This is a genomic window from Pseudomonas sp. URIL14HWK12:I6 (assembly GCF_000514195.1).
GTDB lineage: Bacteria > Pseudomonadota > Gammaproteobacteria > Pseudomonadales > Pseudomonadaceae > Aquipseudomonas > Aquipseudomonas putida_A.
The window spans coordinates 164,996-191,663 of sequence record NZ_AZVL01000001.1; the positions used below are offsets into that span (position 1 = coordinate 164,996).

A 26,668-nucleotide genomic window follows, 5' to 3' on the forward strand; every position below is an offset into this window, starting at 1 on the left:
GCAAGGTATGCGCGTTATCGTCGGGTTGTCGGCCATGCTGGCGGTGTTGTTGCTCTGTGCTTGTGAACGACAGGACGCAGCGCCACTCGATCAGCAACTCTACGTCTGGCAACGCCAATGGACGTCCGCCCATGAGCTCGCGCTGAAAGACAGCCGCAGCGACTTTTCGACCCTGCGCGTGTTGGCCTTGCAGGCATTCCCCAGTGACGGCTGGCATCGGGCGCGGATCGATGCGCCGTTGCTCAAGCACGATGGCCGGCCTCTGATCGCGGTGATTCGTCTCGACGGTCAGCTCAAAAGTCTGGATCAGTCGCAGGTCACGGCGCAGATTCTTCAGGTTGTCGCCGACTGGCAGGCGCAGGGACTGACCCTGAGTGGCGTCGAGATCGATCATGACGCGGGTAATGCGCGTCTGCCGGAATACATCGAGTTCCTCACACATCTGCGTTCCGCGTTGCCCGCATCGTTGCCGCTGAGCATCACCGCGCTGCCGGCGTGGCTCGGCAGTTCACAGCTGCCGGCGTTGTTGGCCACAGTCGACAGCAGCGTGCTGCAGGTGCACGCCGTCAGCGATCCGCGACGCGGCTTGTTCGACCCCGAGCAGGCTCGGCGCTGGGCCAGCGCCTGGGGCAAAATCAGCAGCAAATCGTTCTATCTGGCGCTGCCGGCCTATGGCGTGGCGCTGCTGCCGGATGCCGACGGTGCCCCGGTGGTGGAAAGCGAAGTACCGATCGAACGTGAAGGGCAACGCCGGGAACTGCTCGCCGATCCGTTGCAACTGAGCCGACTTGCAAAAGCGCTGCGCGAGGACCCGCCGGAACATCTGGCCGGGCTGATCTGGTTTCGCCTGCCGCTGGCCAATGATCGTCGGGCCTGGAGCCTGACCACGTTGCGCGCCGTGGCCCGCGGCGATGCGTTGAGCAGCCAACTCGGTCTGGCGTTCAGCGACCACGATGGCCTGCAGGACATCGCCCTGCGCAATGTCGGAAACCTCGACAGTGCCTGGCCCGCACGGATCATCGTCAAGGCCAGCGCTTGCGAAGGCGCCGATGCGCTCGCCGGTTACTCGTTGCAACAGAGCGCGGATCTGCTTACCTTCACCCGCCTGCGCGACGGTCGTTTGCCGGCGGGTGGACAACGCGCCATCGGTTGGGCGCGCTGTGCATTTATTGATCAAGGAGGTTCGCATGTTGACCCGTAACTGGCCCCGCCATCTGCTCTGCCTGAGCCTCAGCCTGCCGCTGGGTTCGGCGTTGGCCTGCGGCCCGGACTTCCCGATGCGCCTGCTCGACAATCGCGGGCAAACCCTGGCCGATTTGCCGGAGGGCAACTTCAACTTCGAGATCAGCCGCCTCGGCAAGACCATTGCCGGGCTGAAGAACGTCACCGCTGCGACGCACAATCCCGACGACATGTACGGCGACGCAAGCGAGCCTGCTGCGCTGCGCGAAAAAGCCGAGCAGGTCGGTCTGAGCGCCGAACAACAGGCGCTGGTCAAGCAACTGCGTGGCCTGACCGATGCGCGTCAGGTCGAGGCGCAGGGCGCCAGTCTGCCGGCGGAAATCCGTTTGTACGTGGCCGGCGCGGTGGCGTTTGCCACTGGCGATCATCCGCTGGCGATCGAATACTTCAACAAAGTGCTGGCACTGCCGGCCGATCAGCGCCCGCTGCGCAGCACCTGGGCGGCGTATTCCCTGGGCCGTGTCTGGTTTGCCACGAGTGCCGAGGCGGGCGATGTCATCGAAGTGCTGGAGGACGCACGTGGGGCCTTCCGTCAGGCTCGACAACTGAGCATCGATGGCTTCAGTGATCCGCTGGAACTCGGTGTGGCCAGCCTCGGTGAAGAGGCGCGGGTGCTGCGCAACGCCGGCGACTGGAACGGCGCCATCGAACTGTATGAAGCGCAGAACCTGCACGGTTCGGCCGTGGGTTACACCTCGCTGAAACAACTGATGAATGAGCTGGCCGAACTGCCCGAGCCGCAACTGGCCAAGTTGCTGGAGCGCAAAGCCGTGCAGCAATTGGTTACCGCCTCGTTGATCAGCCGCATGGGCTGGTCGTTCGACGAACAACCGCCGAACGAGAAGAAACTCATCAAGCTGCTGCAGAACAGCACCCGTGGCAGCCTGGAAAACGCCGATCGACTGGCGGCGATGAACTATCAACAGGGTGATTACGCCAGCGCCAAGGCCTTCCTTGAAAACGCCGGTGACGGCGGATTGGCGTGGTGGCTGCGGGCCAAGCTGGCAGTGCGTGACGGCGATAAAAATGCCGCGGCTGCCGCCTATGCCAAAGCCGCGCAAGCTTTCCCGCAGAGCGAAGATTGGGGCTACCGGCGCACCCCTGACGGGGACTTCGAAACCGTTCAGCCGAAATGCCGGGTCGAGGGCGAAAGCGCGATTCTCGCGCTGCAACGTGGCGAATACCTGCAAGCGTTTGTGCAGTTGTATCGCAGCAACAGCATTTACTGGTTCGACGCGGCGACGGTGGCCGAGCGCGTGCTGACGGTCGATGAGCTCAAACGCTATGTCGATGACAACGTGCCGGCGCCACCGGCGCTGACCCAGCAGCAGCGCGACAACTACGTGCCGCTGCCGGTCGCCGCCAGCCTGCGCAATCTGCTGGGGCGACGCTTGCTGCGTGAAGGGCATTACGAGGAAGCAGTCGGCTATTTCGACAATCCCGATCTGCAGCACAAGGCCCGTCTGTACGGCGAGCAACGGATGAAGGCTGATGCTGCGTGGTGGCCGACCAAACGCGCCAGCGCCTTGTACAACGCGGCGTGGACCGCGCGTGAATGGGGCATGGACATTCTCGGCTACGAGATGGCGCCGGACTACGCCACGTTTGGCGGCAACTACAGCCTGGAAAACACCGAGCTGAAGGTCGGGCCGCTGGTGGCCGAGGCTGAAGTGCAGCGCCAGAAGGCCAGTGAAGCGCAGCCGGATGAGCGTTATCACTACCGTTTTGTCGCCACCGCGCTGGCCAGTCGGGCCGCGGATAATTTGCCGCACACCAGTCAGGCGTTTGCGGCGGTGTTGTGTAACGCTGCGGGTTTCAACAGCAGCCTGGAAGAGCAGAGCGCGCTGTATCGACGCTACGTCAATGAAGGCCCGTACGTGCCTTGGGCGGTGGACTTCGGTAATCAGTGCCCCTATCCGGATTTCGAAAACGCCGACAAGCGTTACGTGACCCAGGTGACCGACGCTGTGCGCAATTCGTTGCGTCCGTACAAGTGGCCGGTGGTCGGTGTCCTGCTGTTAATCAGTGCTGGCGTGCTGGTGTTGTTCAGTCGTCGGCGCAAGTCCCGCAAACCCTAGGCCTGCTGGATAAACGTCAGGCGTACGGCGAAGCCGATCAGCAGGCTGCCGAACAGCCATTGCTGAACGCGTTGGGCGGTTGGACTGTGTTGCAGCCAACGGCCCAGCGCCGCGCCGGTCAGGGCATAGGCACTGTCGAACAGCAGCCCGATGCCCACCAGCAACCCGCCGAGGATGGCAAACTGGGTCAGCACTGCTGCGCCGTCATTGACGATGAATTGTGGCAACAGCACCGAGCAGAACAGCAAGGCCTTGGGATTGAGCAGATTGGTCAGCAGGCCACGGCGAATCGCCTCGCGCCATTGTCCTTGGGTGTCAGTCACGGCAGCCGTATTCAGGTTCGGCAGCAAGCTGCTGCGCAAGCATTGAATGCCGATCCACAGCAAGTACGCCGCACCGGCCAGGCGCACCAGATCAAACGTCCACGGCGCCGCCTTGAACAGCGCCGCCAGACCCAATGCCGCCAATGCCACGTGACAGCCCCGGGCGATCGCCAGGCCAACGGCGGTTGCCAGCGCCGCACCGCGACCCTGGCGGGCACCGGTTTGCAGCAACAGAATCATGTCCGGGCCGGGCAACAGGAAGACCACCGCCAATGCCAGAAAAAACAGCCAGAAACTCGTCATGTCGCAGCCCTTTCGTTATCGATTCGGTGAGCAAAGTCTATGGCGCAAGGGCGGGGCAGGTGCTTGCGAAGTCAACTTCAAAAACCCTTGGGATTGGCATAACCTGCTTTCTTTTTGCGCCTTGACCCGCAGGATCTGCCAAACATGAAACTTGACGCTTTTGATCGCAAGATTCTCGCTGCCTTGCAGCGCAACGGACGGCTGAGCAATGTCGAGCTGGCGGACGAGATCGGCCTGTCGGCGTCACCTTGCTTGCGCCGGGTGCGGATGCTGGAGGAGGCCGGGGTGATTCGTGGCTACCAGGCCAACCTCGATCGCGATGAAGTGGGACTGGGGCTGACGGTGTTTGTCGGCGTCAAGGTCGAGCGCCACAACGATGAGCAGGCCGAAGTCTTTTACGCGGCAGTCACCGCCCTGCCGGAGGTGATCTCGGCGTTTCTGGTATCGGGGGAGTCGGACTTTCTGTTGCAGGTGGTGGTGCCGGATTTGCGCGCATACGACCGTTTTCTCAGCGGCTGCCTGCTGAAGCTGCCGGGGGTGAGTGACATTCGCAGCAACTTTGCGATTCACACGGTGAAGACGCCGGGGGCGTTGCCGTTGGGGCATCTGCCGCTGTAGAGCGGGTTGCTCCTTTCGCGAGCAGGCTCGCTTCCACATTGGAATGTGATCGAATGTGGGAGCGAGCCTGCTCGCGAAGAGGTTGGCGGTCGACGGTTACATCTGCGTCGCCATCCCCTCGACATTCATCGCCGCCTGACGCAGCGCCTCGGAGCGGGTCGGGTGCGGATGGCAAGTCAGCGCGATATCTTCGGCAGACGCACTGAACTCCATGGCCACGCAGTATTCACCGATCATTTCACTGACGCTCGGTCCGACCAGGTGCACGCCGAGGATCTCGTCCGTGCGTTCGTCGGCGAGGACTTTGGCGAAGCCTTCGGTCTCATGGTTGATCTTGGCCCGGCTGTTGGCGGTGAACGGGAATTTACCGACTTTATAGGTGCGCCCTTCAGCCTTGAGCTGCTCCTCGGTCTTGCCGACGCTGGCCAGCTCGGGCCGGGTGTAGATGACATTGGGAATCAAGTCGTAATTGACCTCGCCGGCCTTGCCGACGATCTGTTCCACGCAGGCCATCGCTTCGTCTTCGGCCTTATGTGCAAGCATCGGGCCGGATGTCACGTCGCCGATCACCCACACGCCGGTTGCCTCGGTGCGGTGCTGTCGGTTGGCGAGCATGCCGCGCTTGTCGGTGGTCAGGCCGACGTTCTCCAGGCCCAGGCCTTTGGTGTACGGGCGCCGGCCGATCGCGACCAGCACGTAGTCGGCTTCCAGCAATTCAGCGTTGCCACCGGCGGCGGGTTCAACGCTCAGTTGCACGCCGTTGGCCGAAGTCGTGGCGCTGGTGACCTTCGAGCTCAATTTGAAGCTGATGCCTTGCTTGCTCAGCGAACGCTGCAGGGTTTTGCCGGCCTCGCCATCGACACCGGGGCAGATGCGGTCGAGGTATTCGACCACCGTCACCTGGGCGCCGAGGCGGCGCCAGACCGAACCCAGCTCCAGGCCGATCACCCCGGCGCCAATCACCACCAGATGCTTGGGTACTTCACTCAGCGACAGCGCGCCCGTGGAGTCGAGGATGCGTTGATTGTCGATCTCGACGCCGTGCAGGGGCGTAGGCTCGGAGCCGGTGGCGATGATGATGTCCTTGGCGCTCAATTCGGTCTTGTTGCCTTGATCGTCGGTCACGCTGACTTTGCCCGGGCCGTCGATGTGACCCCAGCCCTTGATCCAGTCGACCTTGTTCTTGCGAAACAGAAACTCGATGCCTTTGGTCAGGCCGCTCACGCTTTCGTCTTTCTGTTTCATCATTTGCGCGAGGTTGAGCGTGGGTTTGACCTCGATGCCGAGGTTGGCGAATTCCGCACCCATGGCCGCGTCGTACAGCTCCGAAGCATGCAGCAAGGCCTTCGACGGCATACAACCGACGTTCAGGCAGGTGCCGCCGAGGGTGGCGCGGCCTTCCACGCAGGCTGCCTTCAGGCCAAGCTGGCCGGCGCGGATCGCTGCGTTATAACCACCGGGGCCGCCGCCCAGAATGACCACGTCGTAGTTGCTCATGCTGTTGCTCCTCGTTGGGGATGCGGATCGCTAAAAGTAGTCGGTCGATAAAATTACGAACGTAATATGTGCGTTTCCGGACATTTCGGTCAAGGCTTCAGGCAAGCGACAGGTTGCGCATCTTTAGATAAGCGAATTTGTGTACGAATATTTCACGCTTTTCGTTATATCGTAACGATAAGACCGGTGAATCAATGGCTTTGGGGTGATATGCAAGTCGATCTGAATGTCGATGGCACGCAAGTGACCGGGTTGCCGCGCTTTCAACAAGCGGCTGCGCAAGGGCGACGCTTGCGTCGTCTGGCCATCGGCCTCGGCGGATTGGCCGGGGCAGGGTGGCTGCTGGCGTTGTTTGTCGAGCTGTTTGCCGCGCAATCGATATGGCCGGTCTTGCTGGTGAATTTGGGTGCGGCGTTGCTGGTGCTGGTCGCCGGCCTGCAGTCGGCGTGGTGGTTGACGCAATGGCGTGCAGGGGTGATTGACCCGCCGATATCGGTGGCGCTGACCGAGGAGCTGGAGCCAGTAGCGCCGGATGGCTGGTACGAACGGCTGCTGGAGCGATTGAGTCAGCGCGGTCTGCACCTGCTCGGTCAGATTGGTGCGGCCACGTTGTGGTTGGGCGGCTGGTCAGTGCTGATTGTGCTCGCCATCGGGCAGGTGTGGAATCTGACGTTGCCTGCCGCAGCAGTCGGGTTATCGGCCACGGTGGGCGCCGCGCTGATGTTGCTGTTGGGTTTCGGCTTGCTGGTGCTGGAGCGGCAACTGGCTCAGGAAAACCCGGCGCAATGGCCGGAAGCCGGGTCTCTCGCGCAACTGGTGCGGGTGGCGATCATCAGTCTCGTACTGGGCGCGTTGTGCCTGCTGTTCGCCAGCGAGGCGTCGGTGTGGCCAGTACGGCTTGCGGTGTTGATCGGGATCTTGCCGGCATTCGTCGCGATCGAGTTGCTATTGCGCGCATTTCTATCGGTGTTCAGCCCTCGACGCGAGCAGCTCGAACCGACCCTGCTGGCGCGCAGTTTTGTTGCCGATATGCTGCGTTGGCCACCGCAGCCGTTGCTCGCCTTGCAGCACGAATTGCACAACCGGTTCGGCATCGATCTGCGCCAGATCTGGGCGTTCAGCTACATGCGCCGGGCCTTTCTGCCAGTTTTGGCGCTGGTTGCTGCGGTCGGTTGGCTGCTGACCGGAGTCCACGAAATCCCGCTGCAAGGGCGCGGTATCTACGAGCGCTTCGGCAAGCCGGTGCAAGTGTTCGGTCCGGGATTGCACGCCGGTCTGCCGTGGCCATTGGGCCGTGTATTGAACGTCGAGAATGGCGTGGTGCATGAGTTGGCGACCAGCGTCGGCGATGCTCCTGCCCCGACCCAGGCTGAGCCTGCCGAAGGCCCGGCGCCGATGGCCGCCAACCGCTTGTGGGATGCCAGCCACGTCAATGACAAATCCCAGGTGATCGCCAGCAGCCGTGGCGATCAGCAGAGCTTTCAGATCGTCAACATGGACGTGCGCTTCGTTTATCGCATTGGTCTGCGTGATCAGGATGCCTTGGCCGCCACTTACAACAACGCTGATGTGCCGACGCTGATTCGCAGCACCGCGAGCCGGATTCTGGTGCACGATTTTGCCTCGCGCACCCTCGACGGTTTGCTCGGCGCTGACCGGGTAGGGCTGGGCGAAGAAATCGGCCGCGCAGTGCAAGGTGATCTACAGAAACTCGACAGCGGTGTGGAGATTCTCGCCACCGTGGTCGAAGCGATTCACCCGCCAGCCGGTGCGGCTAATGCTTATCACAGCGTGCAAGCAGCACAGATCGGCGCGCAGGCGTTGATCTCCCGTGAACGCGGCGCGGCGGCAGAAGCGAGTAATCAGGCGCAGTTGCAGGCCAGTCTCGCCCGCGATCAGGCGAGTGCCAGCGCCCGTGAAATCAATGCGGCGGCGCAGGCGGCAGACCTGAAGTTCAGCGCTGAGCAGAAAGCCTATTCCAGCGCTGGCCAGGCGTTCGTGCTTGAGCAATATCTGAATCAGCTCAGCCTGGGTCTGAACAAGGCCAAATTGTTAATACTCGACCACCGTTTAGGCGGCAGCAGCAATGCGCCGACCATCGATCTGCGTACGTTTACGCTGCCGGCTGATCCGACGCCTGCGCGCACCACCGCTCAACCAGGAGTTGCCCCTTGAGCCAGTCGCACTCTCACGATTCCCATGACCACAGCGGCCACGATCATGGCCACGCCGGGCATCACCATCATCATGGGCATCATCACCATCACCACGGAGCGCCGGAAGAGGCGGGGCCGCTCCCGTGGCGGCGCATGGGCTGGGCGCTGTTGCTGGTGGGGTTTGCCATCGCGGCGGCAAGCCTGGTTCAGGTGCGCTCGGGCGAGGCCACCGTCATCACCCGTTTCGGTAATCCGTCGCGGGTGCTGCTTGAGCCGGGTTTGAGCTGGCGCTGGCCGGCGCCGTTCGAAGCGGCGATCCCGGTGGATCTGCGCCTGCGTACCACCTCGAGTGGTTTGCAGGATGTCGGCACCCGCGACGGTTTGCGCATCATCGTTCAGGCCTACGTGGCGTGGCAGGTGCAGGGCGACCCGGACAATGTGCAGCGTTTCATGCGCGCGGTGCAGAACCAGCCGGACGAAGCGGCGCGGCAGATTCGCACCTTTGTTGGTTCGGCGCTGGAAACCACCGCCAGCAGTTTCGACCTGGCGGATCTGGTGAATACCGATGCCAGCAAAGTGCGTATCGCCGATTTCGAAGCGCAACTGCGTCAGCAGATCGACCAGCAGTTGCTGGCCACCTACGGCGTGCGTGTGGTTCAGGTGGGCATCGAACGCCTGACCTTGCCTTCGGTCACGCTCACGGCCACGGTTGATCGGATGCGCGCCGAGCGTGAAACAATCGCCACCGAACGCACCGCCATCGGCAAGCGAGAAGCCGCGCAGATCCGTTCTGCGGCCGAGCGCGATGCGCGAATTGTCCAGGCCGATGCCACGGTGAAGGCCGCAGAAATCGAAGCACAGTCGCGGGTCGAAGCCGCGCAAATCTACGGCCGTGCCTATGCTGGCTCGCCGCAGCTGTACAACCTGCTGCGCTCACTCGATACCCTTGGCACCATCGTTACGCCGGACACCAAGCTGATCCTGCGCACCGACGCCGCGCCATTCCGCGTGCTGGTGGACGGCCCGCCGACTGTTGAAAACAAATCCGGATCGCAGCCATGAGTGATGAAGTTCCACGTGGAACACATTCGTTGAGCAGTCCGTGGATTCAGGCCGGACGCCTGGCGTTTTTCGCCTTATATGCGGTAACGGTATTGGCTGCGTTGGCGTGGGCGTTTTCCAATGTGCGGCAGATTGATCCGCAAAATCGCGCGGTGGTCTTGCACTTTGGCGCACTGCACCGCGTCCAGAATGCCGGGCTGTTGCTGGCTTGGCCGCAGCCGTTCGAGCAGGTGGTTTTGCTGCCGGCAGCGGATCGGGTCATCGAGCGCCGAGTGGAAAACCTGCTGCGCAGCAGTGAGGCGATCAAGGCTGATCGTGTAGCAACCTTCGCCACGCCACTGAGCGATGCACTGGCCGGTTCCGGCTATTTACTGACCGGCGACGCCGGCGTGGTGCAACTGGATGTGCGGGTGTTTTACAAAGTCAGCGATCCCTATGACTTCGTGCTGCAGGGTGATCATGTGCTGCCAGCACTGGATCGGCTGGTCACCCGCAGCGCTGTGGCCCTGACCGCTGCTCGGGATCTGGATACGATTCTGGTCGCTCGGCCCGAGTTGATCGGTGCCGATAATCAGGCCGCCGAACGACGCGAGCGTCTGCGCGGTGATCTGGTGCAAGGCATCAACCAGCGTCTGGCTGAGTTGAAGGCGAGTGGGCAGGGCATCGGGATCGAAGTGGCGCGGGTCGACGTGCAGTCGAGTCTGCCGGATCCGGCCGTCAGCGCCTTCAATGCGGTATTGACCGCCAGTCAGCAAGCCGACAAAGCCGTCGCCAATGCACGCACCGAGGCGGAAAAACTCACCCAGACTGCGAACGAGCAAGCCGACCGCACGCTGCAAGTGGCCCATGCACAGGCAGGCGAACGCTTGGCCAAAGCCTCTGCCGACACTGCCACGGTCATGAGCCTGGCCAAGGCGCAACAACAAGGCACCGACCCGCAGATGCTCCTGCGGCTGTACCGCGAACGCATGCCGAAAATTCTTGGTCAGGCCGGTTCGGTGACCACGGTCGATCCGAAAGACGATTCCCGCCTGATCATTCAGGGAGCCAGTAAATGACTGCGACCACCGCTGCACCGAGCCTGTTGTCCTCGGCCGAACAGCGCCGCGCTGCTCGCCAATTGACTTTGGCAATGCTCGCCTTGGGCTTGCTCGGCCTTGGTTTGATCTGGCGCTGGATGGTGCCGGAGCAAACTGGTGTCAGTCAGTTGCTGCTGGGTTTCGCCTCTTTATTAGTAGCGGTGCCGGTGATGCGCTCTGCTTGGTACAGCTTGCGTTATCCGAGCCTGCATGGCATCACCGATCAACTGATTGCCCTGGCGATGCTCGGTGCTTGGGCGACCGGCGATCTGCTGACCGCCGCGTTGCTGCCGATCATCATGATCTTTGGCCACGTGCTGGAAGAGCGCAGCGTGATCGGTTCGCAGGAAGCGATCCACGCCCTCGGCCAATTGACCCGCAGCCACGCCCGCAAGATTCAAGCGGACGGCTCGATCATTGAAGTCGACAACGGCACCCTCCAACCCGGTGACACGGTCGAGGTGCGCGCCGGGGATCGTGTGCCCGCGGATGGTCGGGTGTTGTTCGGCCAAGCCAGCCTCGACACGGCGTCGATTACCGGCGAGTCGGTGCCAGTGGAAACGGCAGTGGGCATGACGGTGTTTGGCGGCGCGATCAACCTCGATGGCTTGCTGCGCATTGAGGTGACCCGCACCGGTGATCAATCGACGCTGGGCAAAGTCATCGCGCTGATGCAGAACGCCGAGCGTTCGAAGCCGCCGATCACCCGTCTGCTTGAACGTTATGCCGGCAGCTACATGGTGCTGGTGTTGCTGTTGGCGGCGGTGACCTGGTTTGTCACCCATGATGCGCAAGCGATGCTCGCGGTGCTGGTAGCCGCATGTCCTTGCGCTTTGGTGCTGTCGGCACCGGCCACGGCAATTGCCGGAGTGGCGGTGGCGGCGCGCCACGGTATTCTGATCCGCAGCTCGGCGTTCCTTGAAGAGTTGGCGGACCTTACCTCGCTGGTGGTCGACAAGACCGGCACGCTGACTTACGGCACCTTGCGTTTGCAATCGATCAGCAGCCCGCGTCTGGATCAGGCCTCGGTGATGGCGCTGGCCGCCAGTCTCGGTGCGGCCAGCAGTCATCCTGTTAGCCGGGCGTTGGCGGGGCTGGTGAGTCAAGAGCAGAGCCTGCCGCTAACAGATATTCACGAGCGTCAGGGTCTTGGGGTGGTCGCCATGACCGCGCAGGGCGAGGCGGCGCTGGGGCGTCCCGAACTGTTCGCGCAACTGGGCATCGTCACTACCATCGTTCCCGAGCACGACGGGCCGATTGCCGGATTGGCACTGAACGGCGAATTTGTCGCCTGGCTGATGCTGGCCGACAGCGTCAAACCGGAAGCGCGCTTTGCCCTCGCTGAATTGCGCGAACTGGGGCTGGGTCGCCAGTTGCTGCTGACCGGCGACCGCCAGAGTGTTGCGCAGACCCTGGCCCGCGAGGTCGGCCTGCAAGAGGTGGAAGCGCAGGCGCTGCCTGAGGACAAGCTCAACCGCGTGCTCAAGGAAATCGACAACGGTTTCCGGCCGATGGTGGTGGGTGACGGCATCAATGATTCGCTGGCGCTCAAGGCCGGGGTGGTCGGTGTGGCGATGGGCGCCGGCGGTGCCGACATTGCGCTGGCCTCGGCGGACATCGTGCTGATCGGCAGTGATTTGCGGCGCCTCGGCACCTGTGTGCGACTCAGTCGCCAGTGCCGCCGGACCTTGCAGGTCAACGTGATCATCGGTCTGGGCTGGACCCTGGCGATCGTGGTGTTTGCGGCATTCGGCTGGCTCGGCGCGGCCGGAGCGATGATCGCCGCGCTGCTGCACAACCTCAGCACGCTGCTGGTGTTGGGCAATGCCGGACGGCTGCTGCGGTTTCAGGAGCCATTGCTCAAGCTCAAGGATGATCACTGAAGTGAGTTTCAGCGAACTGTGCGCCGAATAGGCAGTCATCTATGGAGAGGGCGCACACTTCACGCCGTTACCTGGGCTAAAGCAGTAGTGGGTGCATGACGGCATGTAGGAGCGCCTGGAACGATAGTCTCGGCTAATTAAATCGATAGCCTGCTATTTTTCAAGGATGGTCTACCCTCAGATCTGACGTCTGAAACAAGGGGGATTTTCCATGCTCGCGCAACTTCCACCGGCCTTACAGAATCTGCAGCTTCCGCTTCGCTTGCGACTCTGGGATGGCCATGAGTTTAACCTGGGGCCGACGCCCAGCGTCACCATTGTGGTCAAGGACCCGACGATGGTCACCCAGTTCACCCATCCGAGTCTCGACGCGCTGGGGGCGGCGTTTGTCGAAGGCAGGCTGGAACTGGAGGGCTCGATCAGCGAGGTCATCCGGGTCTGCGACGAATTGAGCAGCGCCTTGCTCGATGAAGACGAAAGCGCGCAGCCAGTGCGTGCGGTGCACGACAAGGAAACCGACGCCAAAGCCATTTCCTATCACTATGACCTGTCCAACGCGTTCTATCAGCTGTGGCTGGACAGCGACATGGCGTATTCCTGCGCGTATTTCGAAACCGGCAGCGAAACTCTGGAACAGGCACAGCAGGCCAAGTTCCGACATCTGTGCCGCAAGCTGCGTTTGCAGCCGGGCGATTACCTGCTGGATGTCGGTTGCGGCTGGGGTGGTCTGGCGCGTTACGCGGCACGTGAATTCGGCGCCAAAGTGTTCGGCATCACCTTGAGCAAGGAACAGCTGGAACTGGCCCGGGAGCGGGTCAAGGCCGAGGGCCTGGAAGATCAGGTTGAGCTGCAATTGCTCGACTACCGCGATCTGCCGCAGGACGGGCGTTTCGACAAGGTAGTCAGCGTCGGCATGTTCGAACACGTCGGTCACGCCAACCTCGCCGAGTACTGCAAGGTCCTGTTCGGCGCGGTGAAGGAGGGCGGTCTGGTGATGAACCACGGCATCACCGCCAAACACACCGACGGCCGTCCGGTGGGACGCGGTGCTGGCGACTTCATCGAGAAATACGTGTTCCCCAACGGTGAGCTGCCGCACCTGGCGATGATCTCGGCCGAGATCAGCGAAGCCGGGCTGGAGATTGTCGACGTCGAAAGCCTGCGTCTGCATTACGCGCGCACGCTGGATCACTGGAGCGAGCGGCTGGAGGACAACCTCGAAGCGGCCGGGAAACTGGTACCGGATCAGGCATTGCGCATCTGGCGGCTGTATCTGGCCGGGTGTGCCTATGCGTTCGCGCGTGGCTGGATCAACCTGCACCAGATTCTTGCGGTGAAAGCGCATCCGGATGGCAGCCATGAACTGCCTTGGACCCGTGACGACATTTATCACCCCTGAGGCTTGACGACCGTTCGCTCGTTCGAGCGAGCGGCCGGTCAAAGAATCGGTGAAATAAGCCGGGCGATCCGCATGCCGAGCTGTTGCAGGCGGTGGATCTCCCGGCTTTCTTCTTTGGCGACTTCATAAGCCTGCTCGAAATCATCGTTGAGCATGCGTTCCACGTGGGCGGCGAATTCGCTGTCGACGGTCAGCAGCATCACTTCGAAATTCAGCCGGAACGAACGGTTGTCCAGATTGGCGCTGCCGATGGCGCTGATTTCGCTGTCGATCAGCACCACTTTCTGATGCAGGAACCCCGGCTCGTAGCGGAATACCCGTACGCCGGCGCGTACTGCTTCGAACGCGTAGAGACTGGAAGCAGCGTAGACGATGCGGTGATCAGGGCGTGAGGGCAGCAGCAGGCGCACGTCGACGCCGCGCAGCACCGCCAGGCGCAACGCGGCGAACACGGCTTCATCGGGAATGAAGTAGGGGCTGGTGATCCACACTCGTTCCGTCGCCGCGTGGATGGCTTCGACGAAGAACAGTGAACAGGTTTCGTAGGCATCCGCCGGGCCGCTCGCCAGCAATTGGCAGAGCACGCCATCTTCCGGGTAGACATCCGGCAGGATCAGCGGTGGCAACGTCCGTGCTGCCCAGAACCAGTCCTCGGCAAACGACTCCTGCATGCAGGCCACCACCGGCCCGCGCACCTGAACATGGGTATCGCGCCACGGCGCCAGGGGCGGTTTCTCGCCCATGTATTCATCGCCGACGTTATGCCCGCCGACGAAACCGAGTACGCCATCGACCACGACGATTTTGCGGTGGTTGCGGAAATTCACCTGGAAGCGATTGAGCCAGCCGCTGCGTGTGGCGAAGGCTTTGACCTCGACACCGCCATCGCGCAGCGCCTGCACATAACTGTGGGGCAGGGCGTGGCTGCCGATGCGGTCGTAGAGCAGATGAATTGCCACACCTTCCGCGGCCTTCTTCAGTAACAGGTCGCGCAGGCGCTGCCCGAGGCGGTCGTCATGAATGATGAAAAACTGCACCAGTACGGCTTCGCGCGCTTGATCGATGGCGTGGAAGATCGCCTCGAAGGTCGCGTGGCCATTCACCAGCAGTTGCACTTGGTTGTTCGCCAGGCACGGCATGCGCCCCAGTTTGGGCATGGCGCGCAGCGAGGCGTAGGCCTTCGAGGCGCGAGCGGTGAGGGCTTCTTCGACCCATGGGCGCCAGTTCAACTCGGAGATCGCCTGACGCATCTGTTCGTTGGCTTGACGCCGCGCCTTGATATAGCCGTCGAAGGTGCTGCGACCGAAAACCAGATAAGGGATGAGCGTCAGGTAGGGAATGAAAATAAGCGACAATGCCCAGGCGATCGAGCCTTGGGCGGTGCGTACGGTCAGCACCGCATGGATCGCGGCGATCAAGCCGAGGCTATGTATCAGGGCGATCAGATAACCGAAAATGTGCGGTCCAAAATAATCCATGGGGCAGCCTTGCTCCTGAAGACTCAATGCGTAACAGACCATGTTCCGAGGCGAATGTCGCTATTTAATTGGTGCATGAACCGAAGCAATCGGCCGACGTCTAACGGCCACTACTGATCAGGAGTTTTTCGATGAACGTTCGTCTGCTGGGTTTGGCGCTGGGCCTGGGTTTGGCAATGCCGGTGGTTGCGCAGGCGCAAATGCTGCAGCCGGGGCTATGGGAAATGACCTCAAGCAACGTCAAGGTCGATGACCAGCCCATGGATGTGCAATCGATCCTTGGCCAGTTGCAAGGCCAGATGACCCCGCAGCAGCGTGCGGCGCTGGAAAAGAACGGAATCAACATCGGCGGCAAGGGCATTCGTGCCTGCCTGACGCCGCAGCAAGTGGCGACCAACGATATTCCCTTGGCCGATCCGCAGTCGGGCTGCAAACAGCAGATCACCGAGCGCACCGGCAACCAGTGGAAATTCCGCTTCAGCTGCCCTAAAGCGCAAGGCACCGGGGTTGCCACGTTCCTCAGTGATCGTGAGTTCACCACGGTGGCCAACGGCACGTTCAACGCCATCGGGATCAACCAGAAGGGCAGTCTGGAAACCCGTGCGGTGTGGTTGGGTCAGGATTGCGGCACTGTGAAACCAAGAGCTTAAAAGCTTCGCGAGCAAGCCCGCTCCCACAGGGGACAGCACAATCCTTGTGGGAGCGGGCTTGCTCGCGAAGGCGTCCTGTCAGACACCTGATCATTCAGCGCATGAACCGTAGCGGCAGCCCCTGACATCCTTCGTTGATGCGCTGCTCCCGCCAGGCAATCTGCCCCGACACCAACGTGGTATTCACCCGATAGCGAAAAGTCTTGTCAGCGAACGGCGTCCATCCGCACTGCGACAGAATCGGTTGCCGCGACACTTCAAGAGCCACAGGCTCAACCAGCACCAGATCCGCCCAATACCCTTCACGCAAATAACCTCGATCCGGAATCGCAAACAGATCCGCCACCCGATGGCTGGTCTTCGCCACCAACGTGGTGATCGGCAGCACGCCATCGGCCACCAGCTCCAGCAGTGCCGGCAAAGCGTGTTGCACCAGCGGTAAACCGGACGGCGCATCGGCATACGGGCGCTGTTTTTCTGCCCAGGTATGTGGCGCGTGATCGCTGCCGATCACATCCAGTCGATTGCTCAACAAGGCCTGACGGAGCGCGTCTCGGTCGGCTTGTGTCTTGATCGCCGGGTTGCATTTGATCAGGTTGCCGAGGGCCGGATAGTCGCGGTCATCGAATAGCAGATGATGCAGGCAGACTTCGGCCGTGATGTGTTTCTGGGCGAGCGGCTTGTCCTCGAACAACTCGAGTTCGCGAGCGGTGGTCAGATGCAAAACGTGCAGGCGGGTGCCGTGACGTCTGGCCAGTTCCACTGCCAACGAAGAGGAGCGGTAGCAAGCCTCGGCATCGCGAATCAGTGCATGGATATTCGCGGGCAGGTGTTCGCCAAGACGTTCGCGCAGACGTGTTGCATTGGCCTCGATGCTCGGCGTGTGTTCGCAATGCGCCAGCAGTATCGTCGGCACTTCGGCGAATAAACGCTCAAGCGTTCTCGGATCGTCCACCAACATATTGCCGGTGGAGGCACCCATGAACACTTTGACCCCGGCCACTTCGCAGGGGTTGAGCGCGGCGACGGTGTCGAGGTTGTCCTGGCTCACGCCAAAGTGAAAGCCGTAGTTGGCCACGGAGTTAATTGCCGCCCGACGCTTTTTATCCGCCATCGCTTCGAGGGTGAGGGTGGGCGGCTGGGTGTTGGGCATGTCCATGAAACTGGTGATGCCGCCCGCCACCGCTGCGCGCGACTCGGTGTGGATGCAGCCCTTGGCCGGCGCCCCCGGCTCGCGAAAATGCACCTGGTCATCAATCATCCCCGGCAACAGCCATTGGCCATTGGCGTCGATTTCCACACGGGCATTTTCACCATAGATGCTGCGCGCGATCTTGACGATGCGGCCATGGTTGACCAGCAGATCGCCATCGAACTCGCGTCCTTCATTGACCAGTCTGGCGTTGCGAATCAGCACGCTGCTCATGATTCAGAACTCGTTCTGCAAGGCTTTGTAGCCGCGTACCAGATCGACATTGGTGCGTGCCACGTCTTCGGAAAACTCCGAGGCGCTGACACTCACCGGCGGGAACTGCGAGAGGTCGGTATTGGGGCCGATGCGGGTGGTGGAGGGCACGTAGAACGCATCCGGCAAATCGCGGCCATCGACCACCGAGTTGTGCCGCACCACACAGCCGTCACCGATCACGCAATTGAACAGCACGCTGTTGAAGCCGATGAACACCCGGTCGCCGACCACGCACGGACCATGCACGATCGAGCGGTGAGCGATCGAGGTGAATTCGCCGATGGTCACGGCAGCACCGGATTTCGAATGGATCACCACGCCGTCCTGGATGTTCGAATTGGCGCCGATGGTGATCGGCTCCATCGCGCCTGAAGCGTCTACTTCATCGGCGCGAATCACGGCGTAGGGGCCGACGAAGACGTTCTCGCCAACGACCACCTTGCCGCAGATGATCGCGGTTTTGTCGACGTAGGCCGACTCGGCAATTTGCGGAAGATCGCCGGAAGGATTTTTACGGATCATGGCTGGCTCAGTGCGTCGTAAAGGGTGTTGAGGTTGTATTCGAACAGTCCGGTAAAGGTGCTGGCCGGGCCGCTAGCGGCGAGGGCATCGGAGTACAACGTGCCGCCGATGTGCGCGCCGCTTTCCTCGGCGATCTGCTTGAGCAGGCGCGCGTCCTTGATGTTTTCCATGAACACCGCTTTGACCTTCGCCTGACGAATCTGCTTGATCAGCGCGGCGACTTCGGCAGCCGAAGGTTCACGCTCGGTGGACAGACCTTGCGGCGCCATGAAGTCGATGCCGTAGGCCTGACCGAGATAACCGAAAGCATCGTGGCTGGTGACAATCTTGCGGTTGCCCGGTGGCAGCGAGCCAAGCTTGGCCTTGGCTTCGGCGAGCAGGGCGTAGATCTGTTTCAGGTAGGCCTGGCTATTGCGTTGGTAGTCGGCCTTGTTCGCCGGGTCGGCAGCGATCAGCGCCTTGGTGATGTTGGCGATGTACAGTTCGGTATTGGCCAGGTTGTGCCAGGCGTGCGGGTCGGGAATGGTTTCACCGTCTTCCACCAGCGAGCGTGGAATCACGCCATGACTGGCACTGATGACGGAGGCTCTGGTCTCGGTGCTGGTCACCAGACGATCAAGCCAAGGCTCGAAACCCAATCCGTTCTTGATGATCAATTTGGCCTTAAGCAACGCTTTGGCGTCATCGGGTGTCGGTTCGTAAGTGTGTGCATCGGCATCTGGGCCGACCATGTTGGTGATCTGGATATGCTCGCCACCCACCTGGTGAACCATGTCGGCGAGGATGCTGAAGCTGGTGACCACCGGCACTTTTTCCGCCGCCGATAACGACATCGATAGCAGCAAGCTGAACAACACGAGTAGAGCGCGCATCGGGAAACACCTCATTGGGATGTGAGCAAAGGCGGGCGGTGCAACATGCCGTGCACCGGCCCGAACACCACGGATAGCAGATAACCGATACCCGCGACCAGCACGATCGCCGGACCGCTGGGCAGCGAGTAATAGAACGAGATCAACAATCCGCATCCCACCGAGAGGCAGCCGATAAGCGCCGAGATGGCAACCAGGCTCGGCAGGCGACGACTCCAGAACCGTGAAGCGGCGGCGGGCAGCATCATCAGGCCGACGACCATCAAGGCGCCGATGGCCTGGAAACCGATTACCAGATTGAGCACCACCAAGGTCAGGAACACGCCGTGGGCGAGAGGGCCGAGGCGGCTGACGGTTTGCAGGAATAGCGGATCGAGGGTATCGAGCAGCAGTGGTTTGTAGATCAAGGCCATGGCGACCAGACTCAGTCCCGACACCCACAACATTCCGTTAAGGGTCGGACCGTCGACGGCGAGTGCCGAGCCGAACAGCAAGTGCAGCAGGTCCAGGCGCTTGCCGGCGATGCCAAGAATCAGCACGCCACTGGCGAGCGAGATCGGGTAGATCGCGGCGAGGCTGGCGTCTTCGCGCAGGCCGGTGCGACGGGTGATCCAGGCGGCGAGACCGGCCATGCCCAGGCCGGCGCCCAGACCACCGAAGGTCAACGCGGGCAGACTCAGACCGGCGAACCAGAAGCCCAATGCTGCGCCGGGAAGGATGCCGTGGGCGACGGCGTCACCGATCAGGCTCATGCGCCGCAGGATCAGAAAAACGCCGAGCGGCGCTGTGCTACAGGCCAATACCAGTCCGCCGAGCAGCGCTCGGCGCATGAACACGAACTCGCTGAACGGTTGCCAGAGGTGGGCTACGGTGAGCATCAGGCCACCTGCATATCGGGTGTTTGCTGGATCAGGTCGGTACTGGGGCCGAACAGGCATTCGCGGTTTTTGATCAGCAGTGTCCGCGGGATGTGTTGACGGACGGCGGCGAGGTCGTGGCAGACCATCAGCAGTGTTCGTCCTTCGGAGTGCCAGGCATGGATGTGTTGCCAGAGTAACTGCTGGCCCAGTTCATCGAGTGCTGCGTGGGGTTCGTCGAGCAGCAGCAATTGGGCGTCGGTCAGACTCAAGCGGGCGAGCAGAGCGCGCTGCAACTCGCCACCGGAAAGGGCCATCAGCGGACGTTTTTCCAATCCGCTCAAGTGCCAGTTTTCCAGTGCGTTACCGAGTCGTTGCGCTCGCAGTTGCGTCGACAATCGACGGCCCCAGAAACCCGCAGCCACCAGTTCTTCGAGACTGATGGGGAACTGCCGGTCAAGGTGTTGCTGTTGCGGCAGAAATGCCAGGCCGCCCTGGCGTGGAACACCCAGTGCGACCTTTCCCGATAACGGCTTCTGCAATCCGGCGATGACTTTCAACAGGCTGCTCTTACCGCAGCCGTTGGCGCCGATGATGGCGCCAAGGCTGCCGTGTTCCAGCGAGAGGGTCAGTGGCGAAGTCAGTGGTTGGCCGGGTGCGCCCCAACTCAGGGTGTGGCAACGGATCATTGGAGTTCTCGATGCCAGTGGCTTTCGGCGACCGCGTCGTGGGCGTGCAGGCTTTCGGCGTGGATCACTCGCAGGTGGAAGCCACTGACGCCGGGAGATCGACGCAGGGCCAGATTGAGTCGTCGCGCGGCGTCTTCGCAGAACATCAGATTCTGCCCATTGGCCAACGCGAAGGCTTGTTCGTCGGCGCGTTTCACGGCGGTTTGCACGGCGGTGCCGAGCGCCGCTTCGGCGTCATTGATGATCACACTCAGGGGAAGCTCGTCGATAAACTCGTCGAGGTGCATATGCAGATGCGCGGTGCTTCGTTGGCTGTGCGGGGTGGCGACAATGCCTTGACTTGATCCAAGCCAGGTCAAAACTTCGGCATGTTGCAGTGGCTTGTTGGCGAAATCATCGATGAATTGCTGCTGAATCAACTGCCGCGCCAACGCTGCTGAGCAGGGGCAAGTTGAGGAGTAGGGCAGATCAATTTTCAGTTCCACGTGGAACACTTGGTTTTTCAGACTCGCTGAAATGCTCACTGGGTAGCTCTTCCAACCCGCTAGAGGGCTGACTAACGCAGGCCTTTTCAGCAGCACTTCGCAGTGGATTTTCAGGTAGGCGCTGTTGGATAAACCATCGTGGCTGACCAGAAATTCCTCGAGAACCTGCCGTAATAAGGAGGGTGATAGGTCCTGCCGCTCAAGTGCCGCCAGTGCGAGGTATAGCCGCGACATGTGAATGCCGCGCGCTTCGCCATCATCGAGACTCACGCCTGCATCTACTTTTGCGCTCAGACGTTGGCCTTGCAATACAACTGGCAGAGCAATGCCGCACATTCCCACCCAATCAAGCGGTAACGCCTGCCGAGCGGCTTGAGTCGAAATATCCGGAAGTGTCAGCGAATTCATGTTCGGAACCATCGTGTTGATTGAATTAGATGTTACATTATAACAATTCAAATCACGATGCCTTTTTCATGAACAGGCTTTCATATGCACCGACGTCATCTGCTCAACCTGCTTCTGGCCAGCACGGCCTTGGCTTTTCCCTTCACCGTTTCGGCGACGCAAATTCGCAATGCACGCCTCTGGCGTTCGGATGACAAGCTGAGATTGGTGTTCGATCTGAGCGGTCCGGTGCGCTACAAAACCTTTTCGCTGAGCGCTCCAGAACGCTTGATCATCGACCTTTCCGGGGCGAGTTTGAGTGGCGATTTCAGTCAATTGACGCTTGCCGATACAGCTATTCATTCGATTCGATCAGGGCGCTTTGGTCAGGGTGATACACGGATCGTTCTCGATCTGAACCATCCGGTGCTATTGAACAGCTTCCTTTTGGCGCCTCAAGATGGCCAGGGGCACCGCTTGGTGCTTGATCTGGTAAACGCCAAACAGGCATCAAGTCCGGCAATGGTTCCACGTGAAACACCCTCGAATCAGGCTCACCCCAAGCGCGACATCATCGTTGTGGTTGATCCCGGGCACGGCGGGAAGGACCCAGGTGCGGTTGGCGCCAAGGGTGAGCGAGAAAAAGATGTGGTTCTTGCCATCGCTCAGTTGCTCGCCAAACGCCTGAAAAGGGAGAAAGGCTTCGACGTAAAACTGGTGCGCAATGACGACTTCTTCGTGCCGCTGCGCAAGCGTGTGGACATCGCACGTCAGCACAAGGCCGACATGTTTATTTCGGTGCACGCCGATGCGGCGCCGCGTCTTACCGCGTCGGGAGCATCTGTATATTGCTTGTCTGAAGGTGGTGCGACGTCAGCAACTGCACGCTTCATGGCACAGCGAGAGAATGGCGCGGATCTGCTGGGCGCGACCAGTCTGCTCAACCTTAAGGACAAGGATCCGATGCTCGCCGGCGTGATTCTCGACATGTCGATGAACGCCACCATTGCCGCCAGTTTGCAACTCGGCAGCACCGTTCTCGGCAGTCTGGCGGGTATTACCACGCTGCATCAGAAGCGCGTGGAGCAGGCAGGGTTTGCCGTGCTGAAGTCGCCGGACGTGCCGTCGATTCTGGTGGAAACCGGCTTCATTTCCAACGCCCGTGACAGCCAGCGCCTGGTCACGCCTCGACATCAGCAGGCCGTGGCGGATGGTTTATTCGAAGGGCTGCAGCGTTACTTCCAGAAAAATCCGCCAGTAGATAGCTACATCGCCTGGCAGCAGGAGCAGGGAAAAGCGCAGGTTTAGCAGCCGGTGATCCGGCTGCAGGTGAACTTCGCGCTGTTGCCGCCAGAGCTGGAAAAGCGATTGATCGTCGTCCAGCCGACGCGATGGGTGTAGCCAACCCAGGCTTCGCCGTCAGAGGCGATTCCGGTGAAGAACGTCAGTTGTCCGAAGCGACTGTTGGTCTGCGCCCAGTAGCGATTGCCGTCCTTTTCAAAGCCACGCAGGTAAATCGTGCTGCCCACCGTGTTTACGCTGTAGGTATTGCCCTGCGCATCGATGCAGGCCAGCAGATTGGCGCTGCGTGTGCAGTTGGCGGGCGGGGGAGTTTTCCCCCAGGCATTGGCCATCGACAGCAATACGAGACTCAGCAGCGAGCATTTCAGGGCAATTTTCATCTCGGTATCCGATGGGCAGTTTGCGTGCAGCTTCCAGCGCTTTATCGGTTCGGGCAAGAGCGGGGCTGGCTTATTTATATTGTTATACTATAACATAAATTTGAATTGAGCCTGAGCTCGCCGATTGCAAGCGTCTGCTTCTGCCAAAGCGCTGTTTTGAAGCCCAAGAACGCGGTGCGCTACGCCAAAACACGCCAAAACACGCCAAAACGCACATCGGCCACAACCTGATGAGGATTATCCAATGTCATCTCCACTTCCCGTGACCGTTCTATCGGGCTTTCTCGGCGCCGGAAAAAGTACACTTTTGAATTACGTACTACGTAATCGAGAAGGTTTGCGCGTTGCGGTCATCGTTAACGATATGAGCGAAATCAACATTGATGGCAGCGAAGTCCAGCGCGATGTCAGCCTTAACCGTGCGGAAGAAAAACTGGTGGAGATGAGCAACGGTTGTATCTGCTGTACGTTACGCGAGGACCTGCTCGAAGAAGTCAGCAAACTCGCCCGCGAAGGAAGATTCGATTACTTGCTCATCGAATCTACCGGTATTTCCGAGCCGCTACCGGTCGCCGAAACGTTCACCTTTCGTGACGAGCAGGGCCAGAGCCTCGCCGATGTCGCGCGGCTCGACACCATGGTCACGGTAGTCGACGGTGTGAATTTCCTCCTCGACTATCAGGCTGCCGAGAGCCTCGCGTCCCGAGGCGAGACCCTGGGCGATGAAGATGAACGCTCGATCACCGATCTGCTGATCGAACAAATCGAGTTCGCCGATGTACTGCTGATCAGCAAGATCGACCTCATCAGCCGCCAGGAGCGCGAAGAGCTGATGGCCATCCTCAAGCGTCTCAACGCCCAAGCGGAGATCATCCCGATGGTGATGGGCGAGGTGCCGCTAGAGAAGATCCTCAACACCGGGCGTTTCGATTTCGAGAAAGCCGCTCAGGCCCCGGGCTGGTTGCAGGAATTGCGTGGTGAGCACGTGCCGGAAACCACGGAATACGGCATCGCCTCGACGGCCTACCGCGCACGCCGGCCTTTCCATCCGCAGCGCTTTTTCGACTTCATCGATCGGCCATGGCCGAACGGCAAACTGCTGCGCTCCAAAGGCTTCTTCTGGCTCGCCAGCAAACCCAGCGACGCGGGCAGTTGGTCGCAGGCCGGTGGTTTGATGCGCCATGGTTTCGCCGGTCGCTGGTGGCGTTTCGTGCCGAAAAACCAATGGCCGCAGGATCAGGAAAGTACCGCAGCGATCATGGAGAACTGGACACCGAGCGTTGGAGATTGTCGTCAGGAGCTGGTATTCATCGGCCAGAACATCGACTTCGTACAGCTCAAGTCGGAGCTCGACGCCTGCCTGCTGACTGATGAAGAAATGGCCATTGGCGCAGATGGTTGGCGCAGGCTGCCGGACCCGTTCGGCCCTTGGCACGAAGAGGCCGCCTGATGCTTGCGCTCAAACTGCAGCAAAACCGGGCGCGCCATCAGCATCAGGGGGTAACGCCGAAAACGCTGACGCGAATCCTTGAAGACGACGTCAATCTCGCGGTCTGGCAGCGCCAACTGCCGCTGCACATCGCCGATTTCGCAGAGTTGCTGCTCTCGCTCAACGAGCCTTTGGCGGAATCGCTGTGCATCGAATTGCCGAATGAAGACGCCGACCCTGATCTGCAAGGACTGGCCGCCGGGTTCCGTGATCTGCAAGGCTACGAGGGCTTCATCGCGGACCTGCAATGGCTGGTGAGTGCCTTCGCCTGTCTGCTGGGCGCTCGCCGCATCGGTTTGCGCCTGCAGGTGTTGGACAAAGCCATGTGCCCACGCTTCCATGTCGATCATGTGCCGGTGCGCTTGATTACAACCTACGGCGGGATCGGCAGTCAGTGGCTCAAGGAAGGCGTGATGGATCGCGAGCAATTGGGCCAGGCAAACGCCGAACCACGGGACATCGCGAACATCCAGCAACTGCAGAGCGGTGACGTGGCGTTATTGAAAGGCGAGAAGTGGCACGGCAATGAAGGCTATGGCTTGATTCATCGCTCCCCGCAACCGGCGCCGGGTGAGCGACGTCTGCTGCTCACCCTCGACTGGCTCGGCTGACGGCTCAAGGCTTGAGCCACTTGCCCTGGCTCTGGCCTTCGCAGTACGGCTGCAAATACGCCGCGTCGGAGGCGACGCCGTAATAGTGGATATCCTGGCGATAGGGCATATTGGCGACTTGCGCGTTGCTGCACACGCCGAACGCGCCGCTCGGGCATTGATCGACGTACTGCACCTCGACTTTCTGCCCGGCCAGGGTCGGTTGGCAGAAGCCGTCGCTGAACAGCTTCTCGGGAATATTACGGTTCTGCTGGCAGACTTTGACGTCGAGCCGCTCGCCCTGGCTGTGCACCACGCAAGCCTGGGCCCATGCTTCGCTCGACAGCAGCGTCAACAGCAACGACCATCCCATCCAACGCATGTCCAATCCCCTCAGAAAACGCCCAGTCATGTTGCAGAACATTCCTACCCATGTCATCGCCGGCCCTTTGGGCGCTGGCAAGACCAGCCTGATTCGCCAGCTCATGGCCCAACGGCCGGACGGTGAACGCTGGGCGGTGCTGATCAACGAGTTCGGTCAGATCGGCCTCGATGCCGCGTTGCTGACACGCGACGCCGATGGTATCGCACTGGGCGAAGTCGCCGGAGGGTGTCTGTGTTGCGTGAATGGTGCGCCGTTTCAAATCGGCCTCGGCCGTTTGCTACGCAAGGCCAAGCCGGATCGGCTGTTCATCGAGCCGTCCGGGCTGGGCCATCCGGCGCAATTGCTCAAGCAGTTAGGCGAGGCGCCGTGGTTGGGTGTGCTGGCGCTGCAGCCCTGCGTGTTAGTGCTGGATGCCCAGGCGCTGGCCGCCGGGAAAGCCTTGCCGACCGCTCAGCAGGAGGCTTTGGCCAGCGCCGGCCTGCTGTTGCTGAACAAGGCAGAAAGTCTGGATGAGGTTGCACGGCTGACCATCGTCGAGCGTTTGCCGGCAGTCAAAATGATCTGGACGCAGCAGGCGCAACTGCCGTTGAGCGAGCTGCCGGGTGTGGCTGCGCAAGCGGGGGCTGCGGTGGATAACCTTGTTGTGCCCGAGGGATCGGGACTGATTCCGGCGCTCTGGAGCGATCCGGCCGTGCCGATCTGCCTGAGTCAGGCACAGGAGGGCGGTTGGAGCATCGGCTGGCGTTGGCACCCTAGACAGACGTTCGATACGCAACGTCTGAGCCAATGGCTGCAGAGCCTGGACTGGCGGCGGGCCAAACTGGTTATCCACAGCGCCGAGGGCTGGGTGTCGGCCAATGCGGTGGATAACGCCGAACTAGATTGGCAACCGAGTGAGTGGCGACGGGATTCACGTATAGAGCTGATCTTTACCGATGCACAACGTATCGATGCTTTGCAGTCAAGCCTGACGCAATGCCGGGTGCAGGCGGGTTAGCTCAAGGCTTCCACTTGTTGTGTTCCTGCCGCCACTGGCTCAGTTCGATCACTTCGGCCCGTGGGCGGGTAACTTCGACCACCGGCGGCGTATCGTCGAACGGCGCCGGGTAGGGCGCCAGTTCGATCTGTGCGCTGTGCGCGCCAAACTGGGTAATGGTGCCGTTGTGCCGGGTTTCGCCGGTCACGGTGAACTCGAAGTTATAGACCCGGGCCAGGCGCCGCCGCCCGCTGGCATCCTTGATCAAACCGATTTTTTTCAACGCGACGTTACCGTCCAGCAGTTCGACGCCGACGTTGATGCAATGCTGCTTGACCCGCTCCAGCGCCCGCTCGCGCAAGCCGTGGTTGTGCCATAACCATGCGCCGGCAGCGGCGAACAGCATCAGCACGAAGATGTTTTCGAGGGTCAGCATCAACAGGAAACTCCAAAAGATAAGCTCAGCTTAACTGCGTCGCCGGTCTGTCGTACAGGCTG

At 61.1% G+C, this 26,668-nt stretch carries 25 protein-coding genes; 13 read left to right on the forward strand and 12 right to left on the reverse strand.

The genetic code is table 11. The annotated features are described in order from the left end of the window. The first annotated feature begins 7 nt into the window (after positions 1-7). Together H043_RS0100790 and H043_RS0100795 are read left to right on the forward strand one after the other, a co-directional pair. Entirely contained in the window at positions 8-1,201 is a 1,194-nt protein-coding gene (locus H043_RS0100790) for a DUF3142 domain-containing protein (RefSeq protein WP_027610313.1), read from the forward strand. Beyond that, positions 1,188-3,320, forward strand: a complete 2,133-nt coding sequence (locus tag H043_RS0100795; protein ID WP_027610314.1) for a hypothetical protein — start codon at positions 1,188-1,190, stop codon at positions 3,318-3,320. Before H043_RS0100790 ends, H043_RS0100795 begins: the two co-directional genes overlap by 14 nt. On the opposite strand, the gene H043_RS0100800 is transcribed toward H043_RS0100795, so the two are convergent. Next, positions 3,317-3,946 (reverse strand): LysE family translocator, encoded by a 630-nt coding sequence (locus H043_RS0100800; protein ID WP_027610315.1) that lies wholly within the window; start codon positions 3,944-3,946, stop codon positions 3,317-3,319. The genes H043_RS0100795 and H043_RS0100800 overlap by 4 nt on opposite strands. Before the next feature lie 144 nt (positions 3,947-4,090). Between H043_RS0100800 and H043_RS0100805 the strand changes: the two genes are divergently transcribed. Then, a complete protein-coding gene (locus H043_RS0100805) occupies positions 4,091-4,564 on the forward strand; it encodes an Lrp/AsnC family transcriptional regulator (protein WP_027610316.1) in 474 nt (157 codons plus the stop codon). A gap of 96 nt (positions 4,565-4,660) precedes the next feature. On the opposite strand, the gene lpdA is transcribed toward H043_RS0100805, so the two are convergent. After that, positions 4,661-6,061, reverse strand: coding sequence for a dihydrolipoyl dehydrogenase (gene lpdA, locus H043_RS0100810; RefSeq protein ID WP_027610317.1), 1,401 nt, complete (start codon positions 6,059-6,061; stop codon positions 4,661-4,663). A gap of 210 nt (positions 6,062-6,271) precedes the next feature. On the opposite strand from lpdA, the gene hflK (H043_RS0100815) reads away from it, so the two are divergent. The 5 genes from hflK (H043_RS0100815) to cfaB all read left to right on the forward strand — a co-directional run bounded on the left by hflK (H043_RS0100815) (position 6,272) and on the right by cfaB (position 13,640). Then, entirely contained in the window at positions 6,272-8,236 is a 1,965-nt protein-coding gene (hflK, locus tag H043_RS0100815) for a protease modulator HflK (RefSeq protein ID WP_027610318.1), read from the forward strand. Next, complete coding sequence (gene hflC, locus H043_RS0100820; protein ID WP_027610319.1) at positions 8,233-9,279, forward strand: protease modulator HflC; 1,047 nt, start codon at positions 8,233-8,235, stop codon at positions 9,277-9,279. Before hflK (H043_RS0100815) ends, hflC begins: the two co-directional genes overlap by 4 nt. Beyond that, entirely contained in the window at positions 9,276-10,337 is a 1,062-nt protein-coding gene (hflK, locus tag H043_RS0100825; protein WP_027610320.1) for a protease modulator HflK, read from the forward strand. The genes hflC and hflK (H043_RS0100825) overlap by 4 nt, the downstream gene beginning before the upstream one ends. Next, positions 10,334-12,241, forward strand: coding sequence for a heavy metal translocating P-type ATPase (locus H043_RS0100830; protein ID WP_027610321.1), 1,908 nt, complete (start codon positions 10,334-10,336; stop codon positions 12,239-12,241). Before hflK (H043_RS0100825) ends, H043_RS0100830 begins: the two co-directional genes overlap by 4 nt. Positions 12,242-12,452: 211 nt before the next feature. Continuing rightward, positions 12,453-13,640, forward strand: a complete 1,188-nt coding sequence (gene cfaB, locus H043_RS0100835) for a C17 cyclopropane fatty acid synthase CfaB (RefSeq protein WP_027610322.1) — start codon at positions 12,453-12,455, stop codon at positions 13,638-13,640. 38 nt (positions 13,641-13,678) lie between these two features. Here the strand turns inward: cfaB and cls are convergent, their stop codons facing one another. Further along, complete coding sequence (gene cls, locus H043_RS0100840; protein ID WP_027610323.1) at positions 13,679-15,118, reverse strand: cardiolipin synthase; 1,440 nt, start codon at positions 15,116-15,118, stop codon at positions 13,679-13,681. A 131-nt stretch (positions 15,119-15,249) separates the two neighbouring features. On the opposite strand from cls, the gene H043_RS0100845 reads away from it, so the two are divergent. Next, entirely contained in the window at positions 15,250-15,768 is a 519-nt protein-coding gene (locus H043_RS0100845) for a DUF3617 domain-containing protein (protein WP_027610324.1), read from the forward strand. A 94-nt stretch (positions 15,769-15,862) separates the two neighbouring features. Here H043_RS0100845 and H043_RS0100850 read toward each other — a convergent pair whose 3' ends face one another. The 6 genes from H043_RS0100850 to folE2 are packed head-to-tail and all read right to left on the reverse strand — an operon-like array spanning position 15,863 to position 21,069. Continuing rightward, positions 15,863-17,194: a dihydroorotase gene (locus tag H043_RS0100850; protein WP_027610325.1), complete on the reverse strand. Its 1,332-nt coding sequence runs from the start codon at positions 17,192-17,194 to the stop codon at positions 15,863-15,865. 3 nt (positions 17,195-17,197) lie between these two features. Beyond that, positions 17,198-17,758 carry a carbonate dehydratase gene (locus tag H043_RS0100855; protein ID WP_027610326.1) on the reverse strand — a complete coding sequence of 187 codons (561 nt, stop codon included), beginning with the start codon at positions 17,756-17,758 and terminating at the stop codon, positions 17,198-17,200. Further along, complete coding sequence (locus H043_RS0100860) at positions 17,755-18,630, reverse strand: metal ABC transporter substrate-binding protein (protein WP_027610327.1); 876 nt, start codon at positions 18,628-18,630, stop codon at positions 17,755-17,757. The genes H043_RS0100855 and H043_RS0100860 overlap by 4 nt, the downstream gene beginning before the upstream one ends. A gap of 11 nt (positions 18,631-18,641) precedes the next feature. Continuing rightward, positions 18,642-19,508, reverse strand: coding sequence for a metal ABC transporter permease (locus tag H043_RS0100865; RefSeq protein ID WP_027610328.1), 867 nt, complete (start codon positions 19,506-19,508; stop codon positions 18,642-18,644). Then, positions 19,508-20,176, reverse strand: a complete 669-nt coding sequence (locus H043_RS0100870; RefSeq protein ID WP_027610329.1) for a metal ABC transporter ATP-binding protein — start codon at positions 20,174-20,176, stop codon at positions 19,508-19,510. The genes H043_RS0100865 and H043_RS0100870 overlap by 1 nt, the downstream gene beginning before the upstream one ends. Beyond that, positions 20,173-21,069 carry a GTP cyclohydrolase FolE2 gene (gene folE2 / locus H043_RS0100875; RefSeq protein ID WP_027610330.1) on the reverse strand — a complete coding sequence of 299 codons (897 nt, stop codon included), beginning with the start codon at positions 21,067-21,069 and terminating at the stop codon, positions 20,173-20,175. The genes H043_RS0100870 and folE2 overlap by 4 nt, the downstream gene beginning before the upstream one ends. Positions 21,070-21,153: 84 nt before the next feature. Between folE2 and H043_RS0100880 the strand changes: the two genes are divergently transcribed. After that, positions 21,154-22,356 carry an N-acetylmuramoyl-L-alanine amidase gene (locus tag H043_RS0100880; protein WP_027610331.1) on the forward strand — a complete coding sequence of 401 codons (1,203 nt, stop codon included), beginning with the start codon at positions 21,154-21,156 and terminating at the stop codon, positions 22,354-22,356. Here H043_RS0100880 and H043_RS0100885 read toward each other — a convergent pair. Then, entirely contained in the window at positions 22,353-22,730 is a 378-nt protein-coding gene (locus H043_RS0100885; protein ID WP_027610332.1) for a hypothetical protein, read from the reverse strand. The genes H043_RS0100880 and H043_RS0100885 overlap by 4 nt on opposite strands. Positions 22,731-22,974: 244 nt before the next feature. Between H043_RS0100885 and zigA the strand changes: the two genes are divergently transcribed. Then, complete coding sequence (gene zigA, locus H043_RS0100890; protein WP_027610333.1) at positions 22,975-24,180, forward strand: zinc metallochaperone GTPase ZigA; 1,206 nt, start codon at positions 22,975-22,977, stop codon at positions 24,178-24,180. After that, a complete protein-coding gene (locus H043_RS0100895) occupies positions 24,180-24,830 on the forward strand; it encodes a DUF1826 domain-containing protein (RefSeq protein ID WP_027610334.1) in 651 nt (216 codons plus the stop codon). Before zigA ends, H043_RS0100895 begins: the two co-directional genes overlap by 1 nt. Before the next feature lie 4 nt (positions 24,831-24,834). On the opposite strand, the gene H043_RS0100900 is transcribed toward H043_RS0100895, so the two are convergent. After that, positions 24,835-25,191, reverse strand: coding sequence for a hypothetical protein (locus H043_RS0100900; RefSeq protein ID WP_027610335.1), 357 nt, complete (start codon positions 25,189-25,191; stop codon positions 24,835-24,837). 28 nt (positions 25,192-25,219) lie between these two features. On the opposite strand from H043_RS0100900, the gene H043_RS0100905 reads away from it, so the two are divergent. Continuing rightward, positions 25,220-26,191 (forward strand): GTP-binding protein, encoded by a 972-nt coding sequence (locus H043_RS0100905; RefSeq protein ID WP_027610336.1) that lies wholly within the window; start codon positions 25,220-25,222, stop codon positions 26,189-26,191. Between the two features lies 1 nt (position 26,192). Here H043_RS0100905 and H043_RS0100910 read toward each other — a convergent pair whose 3' ends face one another. Continuing rightward, positions 26,193-26,606: a DUF3301 domain-containing protein gene (locus tag H043_RS0100910; RefSeq protein WP_025112628.1), complete on the reverse strand. Its 414-nt coding sequence runs from the start codon at positions 26,604-26,606 to the stop codon at positions 26,193-26,195. Positions 26,607-26,668: the final 62 nt, after the last annotated feature.